Annotated in this window: 12 protein-coding genes and 1 tRNA gene; 9 read left to right on the top strand and 4 right to left on the bottom strand. The window is 35.4% G+C overall.

Annotated elements, in window-relative coordinates; all coding sequences use genetic code 11:
* Positions 1-131: 131 nt before the first annotated feature.
* The gene (locus BLT57_RS02380; RefSeq protein WP_091421718.1) at positions 132-1,979 is read left to right on the top strand and encodes a sodium:proton antiporter; all 1,848 of its coding nucleotides are present in this window, start codon (positions 132-134) and stop codon (positions 1,977-1,979) included.
* Positions 1,980-2,095: 116 nt separating this feature from the next.
* Here the strand turns inward: BLT57_RS02380 and lepA are convergent, their stop codons facing one another.
* Complete coding sequence (lepA, locus tag BLT57_RS02375) at positions 2,096-3,892, bottom strand: translation elongation factor 4 (RefSeq protein WP_091421717.1); 1,797 nt, start codon at positions 3,890-3,892, stop codon at positions 2,096-2,098.
* 155 nt (positions 3,893-4,047) lie between these two features.
* Between lepA and BLT57_RS02370 the strand changes: the two genes are divergently transcribed.
* On the top strand, positions 4,048-6,465 hold the full coding sequence (locus BLT57_RS02370) for a TonB-dependent receptor domain-containing protein (RefSeq protein ID WP_231928753.1): 2,418 nt from the start codon (positions 4,048-4,050) through the stop codon (positions 6,463-6,465).
* On the opposite strand, the gene BLT57_RS02365 is transcribed toward BLT57_RS02370, so the two are convergent.
* On the bottom strand, positions 6,462-7,577 hold the full coding sequence (locus tag BLT57_RS02365; RefSeq protein WP_091421711.1) for a TolB family protein: 1,116 nt from the start codon (positions 7,575-7,577) through the stop codon (positions 6,462-6,464). The genes BLT57_RS02370 and BLT57_RS02365 overlap by 4 nt on opposite strands.
* Before the next feature lie 42 nt (positions 7,578-7,619).
* Between BLT57_RS02365 and BLT57_RS02360 the strand changes: the two genes are divergently transcribed.
* The 3 genes from BLT57_RS02360 to dusB are packed head-to-tail and all read left to right on the top strand — an operon-like array spanning position 7,620 to position 10,290.
* A complete protein-coding gene (locus tag BLT57_RS02360) occupies positions 7,620-8,861 on the top strand; it encodes a M28 family peptidase (RefSeq protein ID WP_091421707.1) in 1,242 nt (413 codons plus the stop codon).
* Between the two features lie 5 nt (positions 8,862-8,866).
* Positions 8,867-9,265, top strand: a complete 399-nt coding sequence (locus tag BLT57_RS02355; RefSeq protein WP_091421704.1) for a DUF4345 domain-containing protein — start codon at positions 8,867-8,869, stop codon at positions 9,263-9,265.
* 32 nt (positions 9,266-9,297) lie between these two features.
* Entirely contained in the window at positions 9,298-10,290 is a 993-nt protein-coding gene (dusB, locus tag BLT57_RS02350) for a tRNA dihydrouridine synthase DusB (RefSeq protein WP_091421701.1), read from the top strand.
* Between the two features lie 5 nt (positions 10,291-10,295).
* Here the strand turns inward: dusB and BLT57_RS02345 are convergent, their stop codons facing one another.
* Positions 10,296-11,429: an ABC transporter permease gene (locus tag BLT57_RS02345; protein ID WP_369825395.1), complete on the bottom strand. Its 1,134-nt coding sequence runs from the start codon at positions 11,427-11,429 to the stop codon at positions 10,296-10,298.
* A 69-nt stretch (positions 11,430-11,498) separates the two neighbouring features.
* A complete protein-coding gene (rbfA, locus tag BLT57_RS02340) occupies positions 11,499-11,894 on the bottom strand; it encodes a 30S ribosome-binding factor RbfA (protein ID WP_091426623.1) in 396 nt (131 codons plus the stop codon).
* A gap of 177 nt (positions 11,895-12,071) precedes the next feature.
* Here rbfA and mce point away from each other — a divergent pair, with 177 nt between their 5' ends.
* The 4 genes from mce (at position 12,072) to BLT57_RS02320 (ending at position 16,693) form a co-directional block, all read left to right on the top strand.
* Positions 12,072-12,476 carry a methylmalonyl-CoA epimerase gene (gene mce, locus BLT57_RS02335; RefSeq protein WP_091421697.1) on the top strand — a complete coding sequence of 135 codons (405 nt, stop codon included), beginning with the start codon at positions 12,072-12,074 and terminating at the stop codon, positions 12,474-12,476.
* A gap of 57 nt (positions 12,477-12,533) precedes the next feature.
* Positions 12,534-12,607: transfer RNA gene (locus tag BLT57_RS02330), tRNA-Ile, on the top strand.
* A 173-nt stretch (positions 12,608-12,780) separates the two neighbouring features.
* A complete protein-coding gene (locus BLT57_RS02325) occupies positions 12,781-13,512 on the top strand; it encodes a hypothetical protein (RefSeq protein WP_157717100.1) in 732 nt (243 codons plus the stop codon).
* A 133-nt stretch (positions 13,513-13,645) separates the two neighbouring features.
* The gene (locus BLT57_RS02320) at positions 13,646-16,693 is read left to right on the top strand and encodes a two-component regulator propeller domain-containing protein (RefSeq protein ID WP_157717099.1); all 3,048 of its coding nucleotides are present in this window, start codon (positions 13,646-13,648) and stop codon (positions 16,691-16,693) included.
* The last annotated feature ends 1 nt before the right edge of the window (position 16,694 follow it).

Raw genomic sequence — 16,694 nt, 5'->3', positions numbered from 1 at the left:
TATTCAATTTCGACGGTAAGTTAGTACTTTTTTTATCCTTATTGAAACAAATACAATCCTCCATGTTTTTGAGGTGTTTATAAATTGTTAAGTTTGTTTATTTTATATTTAGCTTTCAAAAATTAAGATACATGTTAGAATTAGCAGGAATCATCATCTTAGGAATATTAGCGCAATGGTTTGCCTGGAAATTTAAAATTCCAGCGATTTTACCTTTAATTCTTATTGGGCTTTTAGTAGGGCCAATTGCGGCAGAATTTTTATCGGAAGATGGCACCAAATGGATTGAACCTATTTGGAATGGAGAAAAAGGATTATTTCCTGGAGATGGACTGTATTATTTTGTGTCCCTTGCCATTAGTATCATATTATTTGAAGGCGGTTTAACCCTTAAGCGGTCAGAAATCAAGAATGTTGGTCCAGTTATTACCAAACTGATTACCCTTGGTTCTGCTGTAACTTTTTTTGGCGCTGGCCTAATTGCTCACCTTATTTTTAATTTGAGCTGGGAATTATCGTTTTTGTTTTCAGGTTTAATTATTGTGACAGGACCTACAGTGATTACCCCTATTTTGCGCAATATTCCACTTAAAAAAGATATTTCAACAATCCTAAAATGGGAAGGAATTCTTATTGATCCAATAGGCGCTTTAGTGGCCGTACTAGTCTTTGAGTTTATTAGTGTGGAGGGGGATAGTGGATTTACAAAAACTGCATTTATAGAGTTTGGCAAAATTATTCTTTTTGGAACGACCTTCGGTTTTACATTTGCCCATGCACTAGCCTTTGCCATTAATAAAAAACTAATTCCACACTACTTATTAAATGTTGTATCGCTCTCTACTGTGCTATTAGTATTTGTAGAATCTGAAATTTTTGCTCACGAATCTGGTTTATTAGCCGTTGTGGTAATGGGGATGGTATTAGGAAACGGAAAGTTAGAGAATATTAAGGAACTACTCTATTTTAAAGAGTCTTTGAGTGTGCTATTAATTTCCATTTTATTCATTCTTTTAGCGGCGAACATCAATATAGAAGATCTCATGTTACTGTACACATGGAAAACAGCAGCGATTTTTGCTATAGTGGTTTTTATAATTAGGCCATTAGCCGTCTTTCTCAGTACAGGAGGCTCCAAACTCACTCTCAATGAAAAACTATTTATAAGTTGGGTTGGTCCGCGCGGTATTGTCGCTGCCGGTATTGCTTCTCTTTTTGGAAGTAAACTCATAAAACAAGGGGTTGAAGGTGCCGAATATATCACACCCTTGGTGTTTATGATTGTTTTAGGGACGGTTTTACTTAATGCAACTACAGCGCGATTATTTGCAAAAATGGTTGGGGTCTTTTTAACAAAGTCTAATGGGATATTAATTGTAGGAGCTTCAAAAGTGTCCCGATTATTGGGGCATTATTTAGAATCACACGGTAGACACGTGGTGCTAATTGATAGCAACCAAGGCAATATAGATAAGGCAAAAGAATTGGGTTTAGAAGCACTTAATACTAATATCTATTCTGAAACACTTGCAGATAATATTGAATTGAACGATGTTGGTTATCTTATGGCCATGACCGGAAACAGCGATATTAATAAGTATGCTATAAATAAATTTAGCAAGCAATTTGGAGAGAATGGATCGTTTAGGTTGGTAAGTTCTTTAGAAATGAATAACCCCGAGATAAACCCAAAGGAAGGCTTGTTCTCGCATACAGATGATTATTTAAGGCTCAATGAGGTGACAAGAGAATACCCTTCTATTCAGGAAATTGATTTAAACGATAAAGCGCATTATGAAAGCCTTATTGAAATTACAGATAACGATAAGGATATTATTCCTTTATTTATAAAAGATGGTGAGGGTGAGCTTCATATCATATCATCCTACAATACAGATGTAGATGAGATAGGAAACGACTTTAAATTAGTCTACCTAGGCAAGCCTTTTGATGTTGAAGAAGTTGCTAATGAAGATTAATAAAGAGACTAATAATAAAGCGAAGACAGGGAAGTTTCCCTAATTTCTCATACTTAAAAACACAAATTAACCGAAGCAATTAGCTTCGGTTGATATAATAGAATCTATTTATAAGATTAATCATTCAATTTTAAAACAGCCATAAACGCTTGTTGCGGTATTTCTACATTACCAACTTGACGCATGCGTTTTTTACCTTTTTTCTGTTTTTCTAAAAGCTTGCGTTTACGCGAAATATCTCCACCATAACATTTGGCAGTTACATCTTTACGCAAGGCTTTAATTGTTTCTCGAGAAATAATTTTGGCACCAATAGCGGCTTGAATAGGAATATCAAACTGCTGTCTTGGAATTAATTCCTTCAGTTTCTCGCACATTTTTTTTCCAATGTGTTGGGCATTATCAGCATGAATTAGTGCTGAAAGCGCATCAACGGGTTGGGCGTTTAATAAAATATCTAAACGCACCAATTTTGATACCTTCATCCCAATGGGCGAATAATCAAATGACGCATAACCTTTCGAAACTGTTTTTAGACGATCGTAAAAATCAAAGACAATTTCAGCAAGAGGCATTTCAAAGGTTAATTCAACGCGCTCTGTTGTTAAATAAGTTTGGTTTAAAACAATACCACGTTTTTCAATACAAAGCGACATCACATTACCAACAAAATCAGATTTGGTAATAATAGTGGCTTTAATATAAGGTTCTTCAACACGATTTACTGTTGTGGGTTCTGGCAAATCTGATGGATTATTCACAATAAAAGGCTCGTCTGGATTTTTATTTGTGTAGGCATGGTAAGACACGTTAGGTACCGTCGTAATTACAGTCATATCAAACTCACGCTCTAGTCGTTCTTGAATGATTTCCATGTGAAGCATGCCTAAGAATCCACAACGGAAGCCAAAACCTAAAGCTGCTGAACTTTCAGGTTGAAATACTAAAGAAGCATCATTTAATTGTAGTTTTTCCATAGAGTTACGAAGCTCTTCGTAATCTTCGGTATCTACGGGATAAATACCAGCAAAAACCATAGGCTTTACATCCTCAAAACCTTCAACAATATTCGTTGTTGGATTAGCAAAATCAGTAATAGTATCTCCAACTTTGACTTCTTTAGCGGTTTTAATTCCGGTAATTAAATAGCCAACATCACCAGCTTTAACACTTTTTTTAGGAACTTGACTAAGTTTTAATGTGCCAACTTCATCTGCAAAATATTCTTTATCTGTAGCGACGAATTTAATTTTTTGTCCTTTTTTAATTTCACCGTTAAACACCCTAAAATAGGTTTCAATACCTCTAAATGTATTGTAGACTGAATCAAAAATTAAGGCTTGTAAAGGCGCATTGACATCCCCTTTTGGGGCAGGAACACGTTCAATAATTGCTTTCAATATATTATCAATTCCAAAACCTGTTTTACCGCTGGCATGAATCACTTCTTCTGGATCACATCCTAAAAGATCAACAATGTCGTCTGTAACTTCCTCTGGGTTAGCGCTTGGTAAGTCTACTTTATTGAGAACAGGAATAATTTCTAAATCATTTTCTAAAGCGAGATACAGGTTTGATATGGTTTGGGCTTGGATACTTTGAGCAGCATCAACAATTAATAAAGCCCCCTCACAAGCAGCAATAGACCGAGACACCTCATAAGAGAAATCGACGTGACCAGGTGTATCAATAAGATTAAGTATATAGTCTTGACCTTCAAATGTATATTCCATTTGAATGGCATGCGATTTAATGGTAATTCCACGTTCACGCTCCAAATCCATACTGTCTAACAGTTGGTCTTGCTTTTCTCTAGCGGTTACAGTACCTGTGAAATCAAGCAAACGATCGGCAAGTGTGCTTTTTCCGTGGTCAATATGTGCAATTATGCAAAAATTTCTAATGTTCTTCATATAATCCTAATTCATCCCGATAAAGATTTGCAAATATAATTCATTTATTATGCATAAAATGGAATAAATGTTTACAAAAAGCTTCGTAAGTAAGGAAAACCCGTAAATAGTATTTAAAAACAAATGCTATATTGCGATATAAAACCCTAATTAATTTGAAATCCCTACTACATAGTTTTCTTTTTTTGGTATGCGCAATGCAGAGTTATGCTCAAAATCTATCGCTAAGTGGAATTGTAGTTGATACGAATAATAATCCTATAGAACTAGCCAATATAATCTTGCTAAACGAAGATGAAAGTGAGATTTTAAAAGGAGTATCATCTGATGGTATCGGATCATTTAGCTTCAATAATCTCGAAGCTCAAACCTATATCATTAAAGTAAGTTTTATTGGATACCAACCTTACAAGCAAAAGATTGTGCTTTTAGGTAATCTAGACCTTAAAACAATTCAACTTAATGAAGATAGTGAAAGTTTAGATGAAATCAATATTACCGTTAGAAAACCCACCATAAAACGCGAAGCGGATCGACTTATTTTTAATGTAGAAAATACAGCATTGGTTGAAGGCAATATGCTTCAAGTATTAAAAAGTACGCCTGGCGTATTGGTTATGGGCGATGAGATTACTGTAAAAAACACAAACCCTACCGTTTATATTAATAACAGAAAAGTTCATTTGTCTTCGGAAGATTTAAATCAGTTGCTTGAAGGCTCTTCAGCAAATGCCATAAAATCTGTTGAGGTAATTACAAACCCTTCTGCTCGCTACGATGCCGAAAGTGGTGTGGTTCTAAATATTGTGATGAGTAAAAATCTGATTACAGGTTATAATGGTAGTGTTTATAGCGATTTCACACAGGCGGTATTTCCCAGATATAATGTAGGCACAAGTCATTTCTTTAAAAATAAAAATATTAGCCTCAACCTCAACTATAATTATTCTAAAGACAAGGTCAATAGAGACGGCGATGATACCGTAAATTATTTAGACAACGTCAATGTAATAGACGAAAGCTGGAGGTCTTTTACCAACCGGAATACCTGGTCAGAAACCCATAACTTAAATACGACTTTTGATTATTACATTAATGAAAATAATACGTTAAGCGTATCCTCAATTGCCACGTATTTGCCATATTTCAAATACCGTATTGATAACCTAACGATAATTAGAGATAATCAAGGAAATTTTCTTTCGAGATTTACTGCTGATAACCTCTCTAGAGACAATAAATACAATTTAGGTTTTGACCTGGATTATAGCCACGACTTTACCAAAGGACAGCTTGTGTTTAACACCCATTATACCACTTATAATTATGAGAGAAATCAGGGAGCGCTTAGCGAGTTTTTTGATGTCAATGATAATTTTCAGAGTCGCTCAGCGTTTAATACCAATGCGAATCAGGAAACTCAAATTATAGCAGCTAAACTTGATTACAGCTTGCCAGTAACTGACAATTCAAGTTTTCAAACAGGAGTGAAATTCTCTAATATTACTACAGAAAGTAATCTTTCTCAGTTTGATGTAAACCTTAATACAGGGAATGAAACCCTTGATGTTTTGAATTCGGATACCTTTGATTATGATGAACGTATTTTTGCAGGTTATATGAATTATGAGATCAGCAACGAGAAGTTTGATCTTACTATTGGGCTTAGAGCAGAACAAACAAATTTAGAAGGGGCCTCCCCCGTTACTTTTATATCTAACACACAAGACTATTTAGAGCTCTTTCCAACAGTGAGTTTTCAATATAACATTTCAGACCAATACAATGTGTATGCTAATTACAAGCGCAGTATTTCAAGACCTGGTTATTCCGATTTAAATCCGTTTCGATTTTTCCTAAATGACAATTATGTGATTATCGGAAACCCACAATTAGTGCCTACGTTCCTTGATCATTACTGGGTTGGGACAACGTTGTTTGATGGCTTATTAACTTTTGAGGCCTATTATCAAAACTTTGATGGCGCTATTTCAGAAATCCCAAGACAAAATAATAACACCAATATTATTGAATATCAGTCGGTTAATTTTGATAAAACCGTAGAGTTTGGATTTGACATGGTAATAGACTATTCGGTTACAGAACGATGGGACACCTTTTTTGTAACTTCATTTTATAACAGAGAAGAAGAAACTAATTTTGGGAATGGAATTGTGACTCAAGACCAATGGTCTAATTATACAAACCTGACCAATAGCCTTTCATTGCTTAAGGATAACAGTTTAAGTGTTTACTTTGATTTAATTTGGCTTGGAAAAAATCTACAAGGATTTCAAACTGTAGAAGATCGATTGTTTAGTCAATTAGCGATTTCTAAAACCGTATTTAATAAACAAGGAACAATTAGCTTATCAATAAGTGATCTATTTAACACACATAATTTTGATGTAGCCACACAATATCAAAACCAATTCAACAAACAGTTTATTGACATTGATGATCGTTATATAAGATTAGGTTTCCGTTATAAATTTGGAAACACCAAGCTAGAATTTAACGAGCGAACTAATGAGTTAGAAGAACGCGATCGATTAAACAAGACACAAAACTAGTCTTGCCATTCTGCGATAAACAAATTGGTATCTCTGCCGCCGCCATTATTACGATTAGATGAAAACGCTAAATACTTCCCATTATTAGAAAAGACAGGAAATGCATCAAAGGTTTCACCATGTGTAACGCGCTCAAGATTCTTTCCGTCAAGGTCAATTAAGTATAAATTAAAAGGAAAGCCTCGTTCTGCTTCAAAGTTAGAGGAGAATAATATTTTTTCTCCTGAAGGATGAAAAAACGGACTCCAATTAGCATTTCCTAAATCGGTTAATTGACGCAAATCACTACCATCAGCATTACAGATGTAGAGTTCCATTTCTGTTGGTTCTACCAAGCCTTCTGCAAGCAAATCTTTATATTCTTTGATTTCTTGTTCTGTTTTAGGACGTGATGAACGGAAGATTAATTTTGTACCGTCAGGAGAAAAGAATGCGCCTCCATCATAGCCCAATTCATTGGTGATTTGTTTTACATTACTTCCATCAATATTCATGGTATATAATTCTAAATCACCACTTCTTGTAGACGTAAATACAATTTTATCACCTTTAGGCGATACGGTTGGTTCAGCATCATATCCAATTTCGTTGGTTAATTGCTTAATAATATTGCCTTCTAAATCAGCCATAAAAATATCGTAGCTGTCATAGATTGGCCAGATATATTTTCCGTTTTTTCGCAAAGGTGTATCTGGACACACATCTTGCTTTAAATGTGTTGATGCATAAATGATATGTTTATTATCTGGTAAGAAATAAGCACATGTAGTGCGACCTTTTCCGGTACTAATCATTGGAGGAGCAATACTATCAGTAAATGTTTCGTTAGCATTCATCAAAAACATTTGATCACAACCAACGTTCCAAGCTGCGTTGTTCGATTGAAACACCAATTGCTGATCATCAAAACTCCAATATGCTTCAGCATTATCGCCACCAAAAGTAACTTGACGAATTGACTTAAAGTGCTTTTCTTCTGGATAGATGAGTGAATCGGTTACAGCTTCAACGGTTTCACTATTTAGGTCTTGTTCAACTTTTGTCGTAGTCTTGGTGTCAGTTTTGCAACTTAAAAATAAGACAGTTATTAGGATAAGGAATATGTATTTCATAGTATTATTAACTAAATTTGTGCAAAATTAAGATATAGTACCATGAAAAACCTAATATTTCTACTTTTTTTGACCGTATTATTTGGATGTAAAACAGATTCTAAGGAGATTTTAAAGCCTATAACTATTAAAGACGATGTGACCTTTTTAGCAGACGATAAGCTTGAAGGACGCCAAACAGGGACCGATGGCGAGAAAGCGGCAGCAGATTATATTGCTAATCGTTTTGAAAATTTAGGGTTACAAGCAAAAGGAACAAACGGATATTTTCAAACCTTCACTTTTAAGCCTAAAACAGACCCACACCAAGAAGTAAATTATATTGTTAAAGATGGCGATAGCACTATTACTGGAACAAATGTTGTTGCGTTCTTAGACAACAATGCAGACAATACTATTATTATAGGTGCGCACTATGACCATTTAGGTTATGGTGCGGAAGGTTCACTTTATAGAGGTGAATCTAAGGAAATTCATAATGGTGCTGATGATAATGCCAGTGGAGTAGCGGTACTACTAAATTTAGCCAAAAAATTAAAGACGCAGAATAAAGGTAATAACTATTTATTCATGGCCTTTTCTGGAGAAGAAATGGGATTGTTAGGATCTAATTATTGGACTAAAAACGCCACAATAGATTTAGCCAAAGCCAATTACATGCTAAATATGGATATGGTAGGCCGACTGAAACAAGACAGTACCTTGGCTGTATATGGCGTCGGAACCTCTCCAATTCTAAAACAGGTGGTTAAATCTTCTAACTCAAGGTTTAAAATTATAGAAAATGAATCTGGAGTTGGACCAAGTGATCATACCTCGTTCTACAATAGCGATATTCCAGTATTACACTTTTTTACGGGTCAGCATGAAGATTATCACAAGCCAGGAGATGATACAGAAAAGCTGAATTATGAGGGCATGGCATCCATTTCAGAATATATTTTTGAGATTATATCAGAATTGGATAACAATGGGAAATTGCCATTCAGAAAAACTAAAAATGAAAGTGAAGAAACGCCGAGGTTTAAAGTAGGTTTGGGTGTTATACCAGATTATCTATACGATGGAAAAGGCATGCGAATTGACGGCATAAGTGAAGATAAGCCAGCACAAAAAGCCGGTCTTCAAAAAGGGGATATTGTCCTAAAACTTGGTGATAGCTTAGTCACAGATATGATGAGCTATATGCGCGCTTTATCCAGTTTTGATTCTGGAGACAAAACAAAGGTCATCGTTGAACGTGATGGTAAAGAGGTAGAAGCCGATATTGAATTCAAAAAGTAAATGACATGCTAAGATCCAAACAGGAGGTCATCACAAAGATCCATTTGATCATTTCTGTGGCGGTAGTGATTCCTGTGGCTATTATGTATGCTTTTTCCCCAGATACACTGTTTGAATTAATTCCGAAAACAACAGATGAGCACAATTTTTACAAAGCCATAATGGGATTGAATTTAGGCTTTTCAGTTTTATGGTTAATGGGAATTTATAACGCCAAGTATCTTCAACCAGCCTTACTATCTAATGTCATTTTTATGCTTGGATTAGGTTTAGGAAGAGTCTTAAGCATATGTATTGATGGCATGCCAACCTATGGTTATGTTTATGGTACCTTTGCAGAATTATTTTTAGGGGCTTATGGATTGTGGGTGTTAAAACAAAACACCATCATGAATAAAGCTTAAAAAACACTAATTTTGCACAAAATACATCAAGTTTGGTAAAAATAGGCGACATAGAACTTTCAGATTTTCCATTGTTATTAGCACCAATGGAAGACGTCAGCGACCCTCCGTTTCGTGCGTTGTGCAAGGAGCAAGGCGCCGACGTGGTATACACTGAGTTTGTTTCAAGTGAAGGCCTAATTCGCAATGCCGCTAAAAGTGTCATGAAGCTCGATATCTATGAAAAAGAACGCCCTGTTGGGATTCAGATTTTTGGTGCCAATATGGATAGCATGCTACAAACCATTGATATTGTAGAGCGCTCTAATCCCGATATTATTGATATTAATTTTGGTTGTCCAGTAAAAAAAGTGGTCAGTAAAGGTGCAGGAGCAGGGATCTTGAAAGATATTTGTTTGATGGAAAGCCTTACGGCGGAAATGGTAAAGCGTACTAATCTCCCTGTGACTGTAAAAACACGTTTGGGTTGGGATCACGATTCTATAAAAATCGTTGAAGTGGCTGAACGTTTGCAGGATGTTGGATGTAAAGCAATTTCTATTCATGGAAGAACGAGAGCCCAAATGTATAAAGGTGATGCCGATTGGAAACCCATTGCTGCCGTAAAAAATAACCCTCGTATGCATATTCCTGTCTTTGGAAATGGTGATGTCAACACCCCTGAACGTGCTGTTGAAATGAGAGATAGCTACGGATTAGATGGCGCTATGATTGGACGAGCCACCATAGGGAATCCATGGTTTTTTAAGCAGGTCAAACACTATTTTCAAACCGGTGAACATTTACCGCCAATATCTATGGCAGAACGTGTAGATGCTGCGCGACGCCACCTACAAATGTCTATTGATTGGAAGGGTGAAAAATTAGGTGTTTTTGAAACAAGACGTCATTATACCAATTACTTTAAAGGCATTCCAAACTTCAAAGAGCACCGAATGAAAATGGTGACGAGCGATGAGTCCAAAGATGTGTTTGCGGCCTTTGATGAGGTTCTGCAAAAGTTCGGTGATTTTCAATTTGTGTAAATAGGCTAACCTTTTACTAGGTTTTTCGTAATACGTTGGGACGCTAACTTCGATGCTAAAATCCCTAAAATCACAATAGTTAGAATTACAACAATGAAGTTAATCGCTTTCAGTTCTACGGGATAAGGCAATGAGCGCGTGAGCATTACTAAATCAAATTGTTGTTGTAAAAAGACGATTAGAAAGCCCAACAATAAACCAAGAATACCAGCAAAAACTGTCATTAAGCTGCCTTGTAAAAAGAATATATGTCTAATATCAGTTGTTGTGGTTCCAAGATTAAAGAGGGTATTAATAGAGGCTTTTTTATCTAAAATCATCATGATTAACGCGCCAATCACGTTAAATAACGCAATAATAATAACTAACGTAAAAATGAGATAAACTGCTACATTTTCAGTGTTTAGCATTTTGTAAAGTGCATCATTGAGTTGCGTTCTATCTTTAATCACGACACGGCCCCCAAACACGTTTTTTATATCAGTGACGACTTGAGACTCATCGGCATCGGGTTTTAATTTAAGTTCTAATGAACTGACTTGATTCTCTTCATAATTCAATAAATAGCGCGCTGTATCGAAATTAGAAAAAATGTATTCGTTGTTCAGTTCTTCATTGATATCAAAAATGCCAACATTATAAGTTTTCACTTGATTAAAAGCACCTTTCACAGAAGTGATTTGACCTTTTCCTGGTTTGGGCACATAAATTTTTTGATGTCTTGTGAGGTCTAAAACACCAAATGATAATTTATTTGAAATCCCACCACCTGACACAATTTGATCGGTACCTGGTTCTAGCCAATTTCCGTAGTATATCATTGAATCAATTGAAGTGATTGTCTTATACTTTTCGTCAACACCTTTTAATGTTGCAATCTGATGTTTGTCATCAAACTCAATAATAACCCGTTCTTCAATGGTCTTGGAATAACCTTGAATACCCGAAATAGACTGAAGCGCGATAGAGTCTTTTTCGGAAATGATAAAAGATTTGCCTTTAGTGGCAACTATTTTAAGGTCAGGGTCTACAAAAGAAGAAAATTCTAAACTGTAGTGTTTTAATCCGGCAAAACCAGATAATACGATAAAAAGCGCAGCCGATGCGATGACAGTGCCAGACGCCGCAATAAGTGTCATGATGTTAATAGAGTTATTACTGCTTTTAGAAAACAGATAACGCTTCGCTATGTAGAGCGCAAAATTCACCTATTTCCTTTTACGTTTATCGAGAAGGTCTTTATCTTTTATTGGGTTGTCTTCACCTTTAAGTGAGCGTTCAATGCCTTCAATGTATTCTAAAGAATCGTCAACAAAAAACTCAAGATTTGGCATTCGTCTCAATTGATTTCTGGTACGCTGTGCTAATTCGTGACGAATTAAAGGGGTATTAGAACGAATACCCTTTAGAAGCTCATCAGCGTCTTTGTTTGGAAAAATACTGAGGTATACCTTCGCGATCGATAAATCAGTCGTCACAGTTACTTTACTAACGGATATGATGACACCTCGTAACCCACCATCTGTCGCTGCTTTTTGTAATACTTCAGCAAGGTCTTGCTGCAAAATACCGCCTATTTTTTTCTGTCTTTGTGTTTCTTCCATAGTCATAAGTTTAAGTCATCGTCATGTTATCATTTCTATTCTAATATAATGACTTTGTATGAATAAAATAATATCATCTGCAAAAGTAGACTTATTCGATGAATATTTTATTTTTGACAGCAAAATTCATACCTTATTAAAACAAATTCGTATCTACGGAAATGAAAACTGAAACTCATGAAGAAAATTGAACATATTGGTATTGCTGTTAAAGACATAAAAGCTTCAAATGACTTATTTAAAGCACTCTTTGGAAATCCACATTATAAAACAGAAACCGTTGAAAGTGAGGGGGTAATGACCTCATTTTTTGAAGTGGGACCTAATAAAATTGAGTTGTTACAAGCCACCAATGAAGATAGTCCGATTGCCAAATTCATCGAAAAGAAAGGTGAAGGGATTCACCATATTGCTTTTGCTGTAGACAATATTGAAAAGGAAATAGCGCGATTAACAGCTGAAGGCTTTCGAATGATTCATGAGGTACCGAAAAAAGGAGCCGATAATAAGTTGATAGCTTTTTTACACCCTAAAGCCACAAATGGCGTTCTCATTGAGTTGTGTCAAGACATTGAGCAGTAAATTGATGCTATTTTCTTTGTAGAGTATTAAAATATGTAGTAATATTGCAGCCTTATTGGTCCCATAGCTCAGTTGGTTAGAGCACCTGACTCATAATCAGGTGGTCCTTGGTTCGAGCCCAAGTGGGACCACTTTTAATAAGTGTAAAGCCTTGCAGAAATGTGAGGCTTTTTTATTACCCTTAACTCAAATACCAACGAATTCTAAACCATCTGCTACGAATTCTAGAAGCACACAAATTTCAATTACACCTCAATATATCTTTGAAGTATCAAACAAGTATAAACCCATAAAACAGAATACTATGAAAACTTTAAAGCACACAAAAAACCAAAACACAATGTCTAGAATTGCACAAACCTTATTAGTGGTAGCCATGCTATTTATCGCTTCAGATATATACGGCCAAAACAGCGAAGTTGAGTTTGAGGTGTATACCAAGTCTGCCGCAAAAGCATCGCAATACCTTTTAGGAGACGATGTAGCGCTTCGTGATTGCGCTTCGGTACACTGCGAAAAATTAACCACGCTTAAAATTGGGACCAATGTAAGGTTATTGGCAAAGAGCGAAACACCACAAACCATTAATGGGATTACAAGTAGATTTTACAAAATAAAAATGGGACCTCAAGTTGGATGGATTTGGGGTGGACTCATCTCACAAAAAACCATGACGAGCCAAATAAATCCAGAAATTAAATTTGTATTTGGTGAAGCAGGAGTTGATTTTAAAGGTTACAAGCGTTTTCAAATTAGAGCGGTGAGAAATGGCGTAGAGATTGACAAGATCTTTGTAAAGTCTGAAACATTAAGACACGAATTGGTGAGTCTTATGGATAAAAAAGACAATAAATATGGCACAGATGTCATTAACTTATGCCAAGATAATGGTGATGGATGTGATGTTGGAGACAGTAAATCATTTATCGTCTTTAAAGACAATAAATTAATGCAAACGACAACCCTGATAGCCCTCGAAAAAGTAAAAACTGATAAAGAATTCTATGCGTTTTCTTGTGAATTTGAAAACGAATAATCAAAACAATGATAATTAGTTGATGTTGTTATTTATGTTTTGAGCGCTGTATGACCTTTGGAGTACAGCGCTTTTTGCCATTCATAAAAAAAGGACATACTTCAACTTAAAAAACTGCGTTCAAAATTGTAAGTTGCATCATATAATAACAGCTCAATTGAAATTAAACCCGTCATATCAATTCTTTTTGTTATTCTTTGGAATAACACTGACGTTCTCAGCACAGAACAAGCAGCTTCGTGCGTTTACTCTAGAAGACGGATTACCACAATCTCAAATTTATGCGATGACCCAAGATTATAAAGGGTATCTGTGGTTAGGAACCCAAGGCGGTGGACTCGCTCGTTTTGATGGAGAAGTATTTAATGTATTTAATGAGAAAAATGGCTTGGCTTCAAACTATATTTATGCATTGAGTGCCGCAAACGACACGCTATACATAGGAACAAAAGAAGGTTTGTCAATTAAACTCAAGCACAACTTTCAAAATATCGAATGTCCGAAAGTAAACAAGATTGTTAAAATTGAAAAGCAAGTGTATCTTTTGACTATAAAAGGAGTGTATAAACTCAATACGGAGGCCTCTTTAGAAAAAGTGATGCTACATCCAGAGATTGATATGTCTCAAGTAAAGGACCTTCTCTATTATGACAATTATTTTTGGATCGCTACTCAAGATGGATTATGGCGGTTTAATGACTTTAATGGAGTTGTAAATTCTATTGAAAAGTTAGAACGAGGTGATTTTACCACTCTTGTAGGGTCTAAAAACAAAGTTTATGCCTCTACATTTAACGATGGCACTATCGTGTTAGATGCTCAAAATCCTGACAATCAAGTATTAATTCGTGAGCCTTTACAAATCAATAATAGCGCTCTCCTAGATGATAATCAGCTTTGGATTGCTTCAGATAGTCAAGGGGTTTCAGTTTTAAATATGGATAACAATTCGGAGCTATTTAGTCTTAATACATCAAACGGACTTTCAGTGCCTAACGTTAAACAAGTCCTTCAAGACAGACAGTCAAATATATGGTTGGCAACTTCAGGAGGCGGTTTATTCAAATACTTTCAGAATAATTTTAAGCATTATAATACTGAAACAGGACTTAATGGTAATCGTATTTATGCAGTTCATCATTATAATAATACGATTTGGATTTCTAATTCGGAAAACGGATTAATTCGTATCGATAATTTAGGGATTCATAATGTAGATATTCCAGAAACGTTTTCCGACATTAAAATAAAAACGATTGCTAGTGATTCAAAAGGGAATATTTGGGCAGGTTCTGATGGAAGAGGGCTGTTATTTCATGGACATATTGATATTGACTCATCACGTAAAGATGGGTTTAGTGCACTAAAAAATGGGATTCCCAAAACCCTTAAAATATCAAAGATTTTAAATACCGATACCGGATTTCCATTCGATTGGATTAGAAAAATTAAAGTGCATCATGACACAATATATGCAGCGACTTACTCAAGCGGAATCGTACAATTTAAGTATAACGCACAGCAAGATAAGTTGACCATTTTAAAAACTTTTGGTAAAACTGAAGGGATTAAAGATCTTAATATTAAAGATATGGTCTTTGATAACAGTAACAAATTATGGTATACAACACAAAATGGTCATTTAGGGTATTTAAAAAACAACACGATTAGCCATTTAGGACAAGTGTTGAATCAAAGTATTTCCCTTAATTCTATTTTGTTTGAGAAGAATACGCTCTTTTTAGGAACGGCTGGTAACGGAATTTGGTGGTCAAATAAAGACAATTTTAGCACGTTTAAAAAATTACAAGGCCTCAAGGAAGGCGCTTCAAATAATATATATCAACTCATTTTTGATGATCAAGGATATCTTTGGGCAGGGACAGAACGAGGCGTAGATAAGCTTCAATTAGATAAGGACAATGTAATTACTGATGCTTTTTTCTTCGGAAGAAATGAAGGGTTTTTAGGAATTGAAACCTGTTTAAATGCTGTTGATAAGGATAATAGAGGGCATCTTTGGTTTGGGGCACTATATGGCTTAACCGAGTTTCAACCTTTTGAAGGTACTCAGGAATCCAAACAACCTAAGTTGTTTTTGGAAGATGTTAAAGTCGCTTATAATAGCGTAGATACTATTGATTTAGGGCTGTGGTCTAATTCAAATCGTGTCTTACAATTAACACCAGATCAAAGACAGGTGAGTTTTTCATTTAAAACAGTTGATCTCGATCATCCGGATGGCATAGGGTATCGATACCGATTAAATGATAATGAGTGGAGTCCGTGGACATCAAATAGTACTCAAGATTTTTCAGAACTGAATTTTGGAGCTCATGACTTTGACGTACAATCTAGAAATCATAGGTGGAAGGAAAGTGATCCGCAGCGTTTTTCGTTTTATATCGATAGTCCCTTATTCCAAAAGCCGGTATTTCAAGCTTTCATCATTGGGCTTATTACGTTAATTATAGTTGTTTTAGTGTTACAATATGTAAAACGTCTTAAACGTAAAAATCAAAACGATAAACAACGTTTACAACTTGAAAACCATTTACTTTCTTTAGAGCAAAAAGCACTGCGTTTACAAATGAATCCTCACTTTATATTTAATGTACTTAATGGGATAAAAGCGATGGCGCCGACCAAACCAGATAAGATGAATGAAACTGTAAATAGTTTTGCTAGCTTGCTGAGAGAAACTTTAGTCAATTCCAGAAAGGATTCTATTAGTTTGGATCAGGAAATAAAAACCTTAGAGCATTATATTCAAGTGGAGCAATTAATGGCAGAAAAACCCTTTACCTATGAGATTGTAGCAAAGTCTGAAATAGATACTGAAGAACTATTAGTGCCCCCAATGCTTATTCAACCATTTGTAGAAAATGCCATTCGTCATGGGATTTTAAAAGGACCACGACCAGGAGAATTGACAGTTAAATTTGACTCAACCGAGGATACTTTAAAAGTGACCATTCAAGACAATGGTATTGGAATATACCATTCTCAACAACAAAAGACGAAAACGGATCATCAATCCATGGCACTTAAAGTAACTAGAGAACGTCTGGAGTCTATTTCAGGAAAGGACGCTCTGATGATTAAAGAAATAAAACAACAGGACGGAACTATCGCAGGCACGACCATTGTATTTGAAATTCCGTTAGAAACTGATTATTAAT

The organism is Formosa sp. Hel1_31_208, from assembly GCF_900104785.1.
GTDB lineage: Bacteria > Bacteroidota > Bacteroidia > Flavobacteriales > Flavobacteriaceae > Psychroserpens.
Note: the sequence above shows the minus strand (reverse complement) of the source record. Positions and strands in the feature narration are given on the sequence as shown.

What these genes read in the sequence shown, in the direction of transcription:
- BLT57_RS02380 (WP_091421718.1), top strand. Translation starts at nt 132, where the DNA reads ATGTTAGAATTAGCAGGAATCATCATCTTAGGAATATTAGCGCAATGG.
- lepA (WP_091421717.1), bottom strand. Translation starts at nt 3,892, where the DNA reads ATGAAGAACATTAGAAATTTTTGCATAATTGCACATATTGACCACGGA.
- BLT57_RS02365 (WP_091421711.1), bottom strand. Translation starts at nt 7,577, where the DNA reads ATGAAATACATATTCCTTATCCTAATAACTGTCTTATTTTTAAGTTGC.
- BLT57_RS02360 (WP_091421707.1), top strand. Translation starts at nt 7,620, where the DNA reads ATGAAAAACCTAATATTTCTACTTTTTTTGACCGTATTATTTGGATGT.
- BLT57_RS02355 (WP_091421704.1), top strand. Translation starts at nt 8,867, where the DNA reads ATGCTAAGATCCAAACAGGAGGTCATCACAAAGATCCATTTGATCATT.
- BLT57_RS02345 (WP_369825395.1), bottom strand. Translation starts at nt 11,429, where the DNA reads ATGACACTTATTGCGGCGTCTGGCACTGTCATCGCATCGGCTGCGCTT.
- rbfA (WP_091426623.1), bottom strand. Translation starts at nt 11,894, where the DNA reads ATGGAAGAAACACAAAGACAGAAAAAAATAGGCGGTATTTTGCAGCAA.
- mce (WP_091421697.1), top strand. Translation starts at nt 12,072, where the DNA reads ATGAAGAAAATTGAACATATTGGTATTGCTGTTAAAGACATAAAAGCT.
- BLT57_RS02325 (WP_157717100.1), top strand. Translation starts at nt 12,781, where the DNA reads ATGAAAACTTTAAAGCACACAAAAAACCAAAACACAATGTCTAGAATT.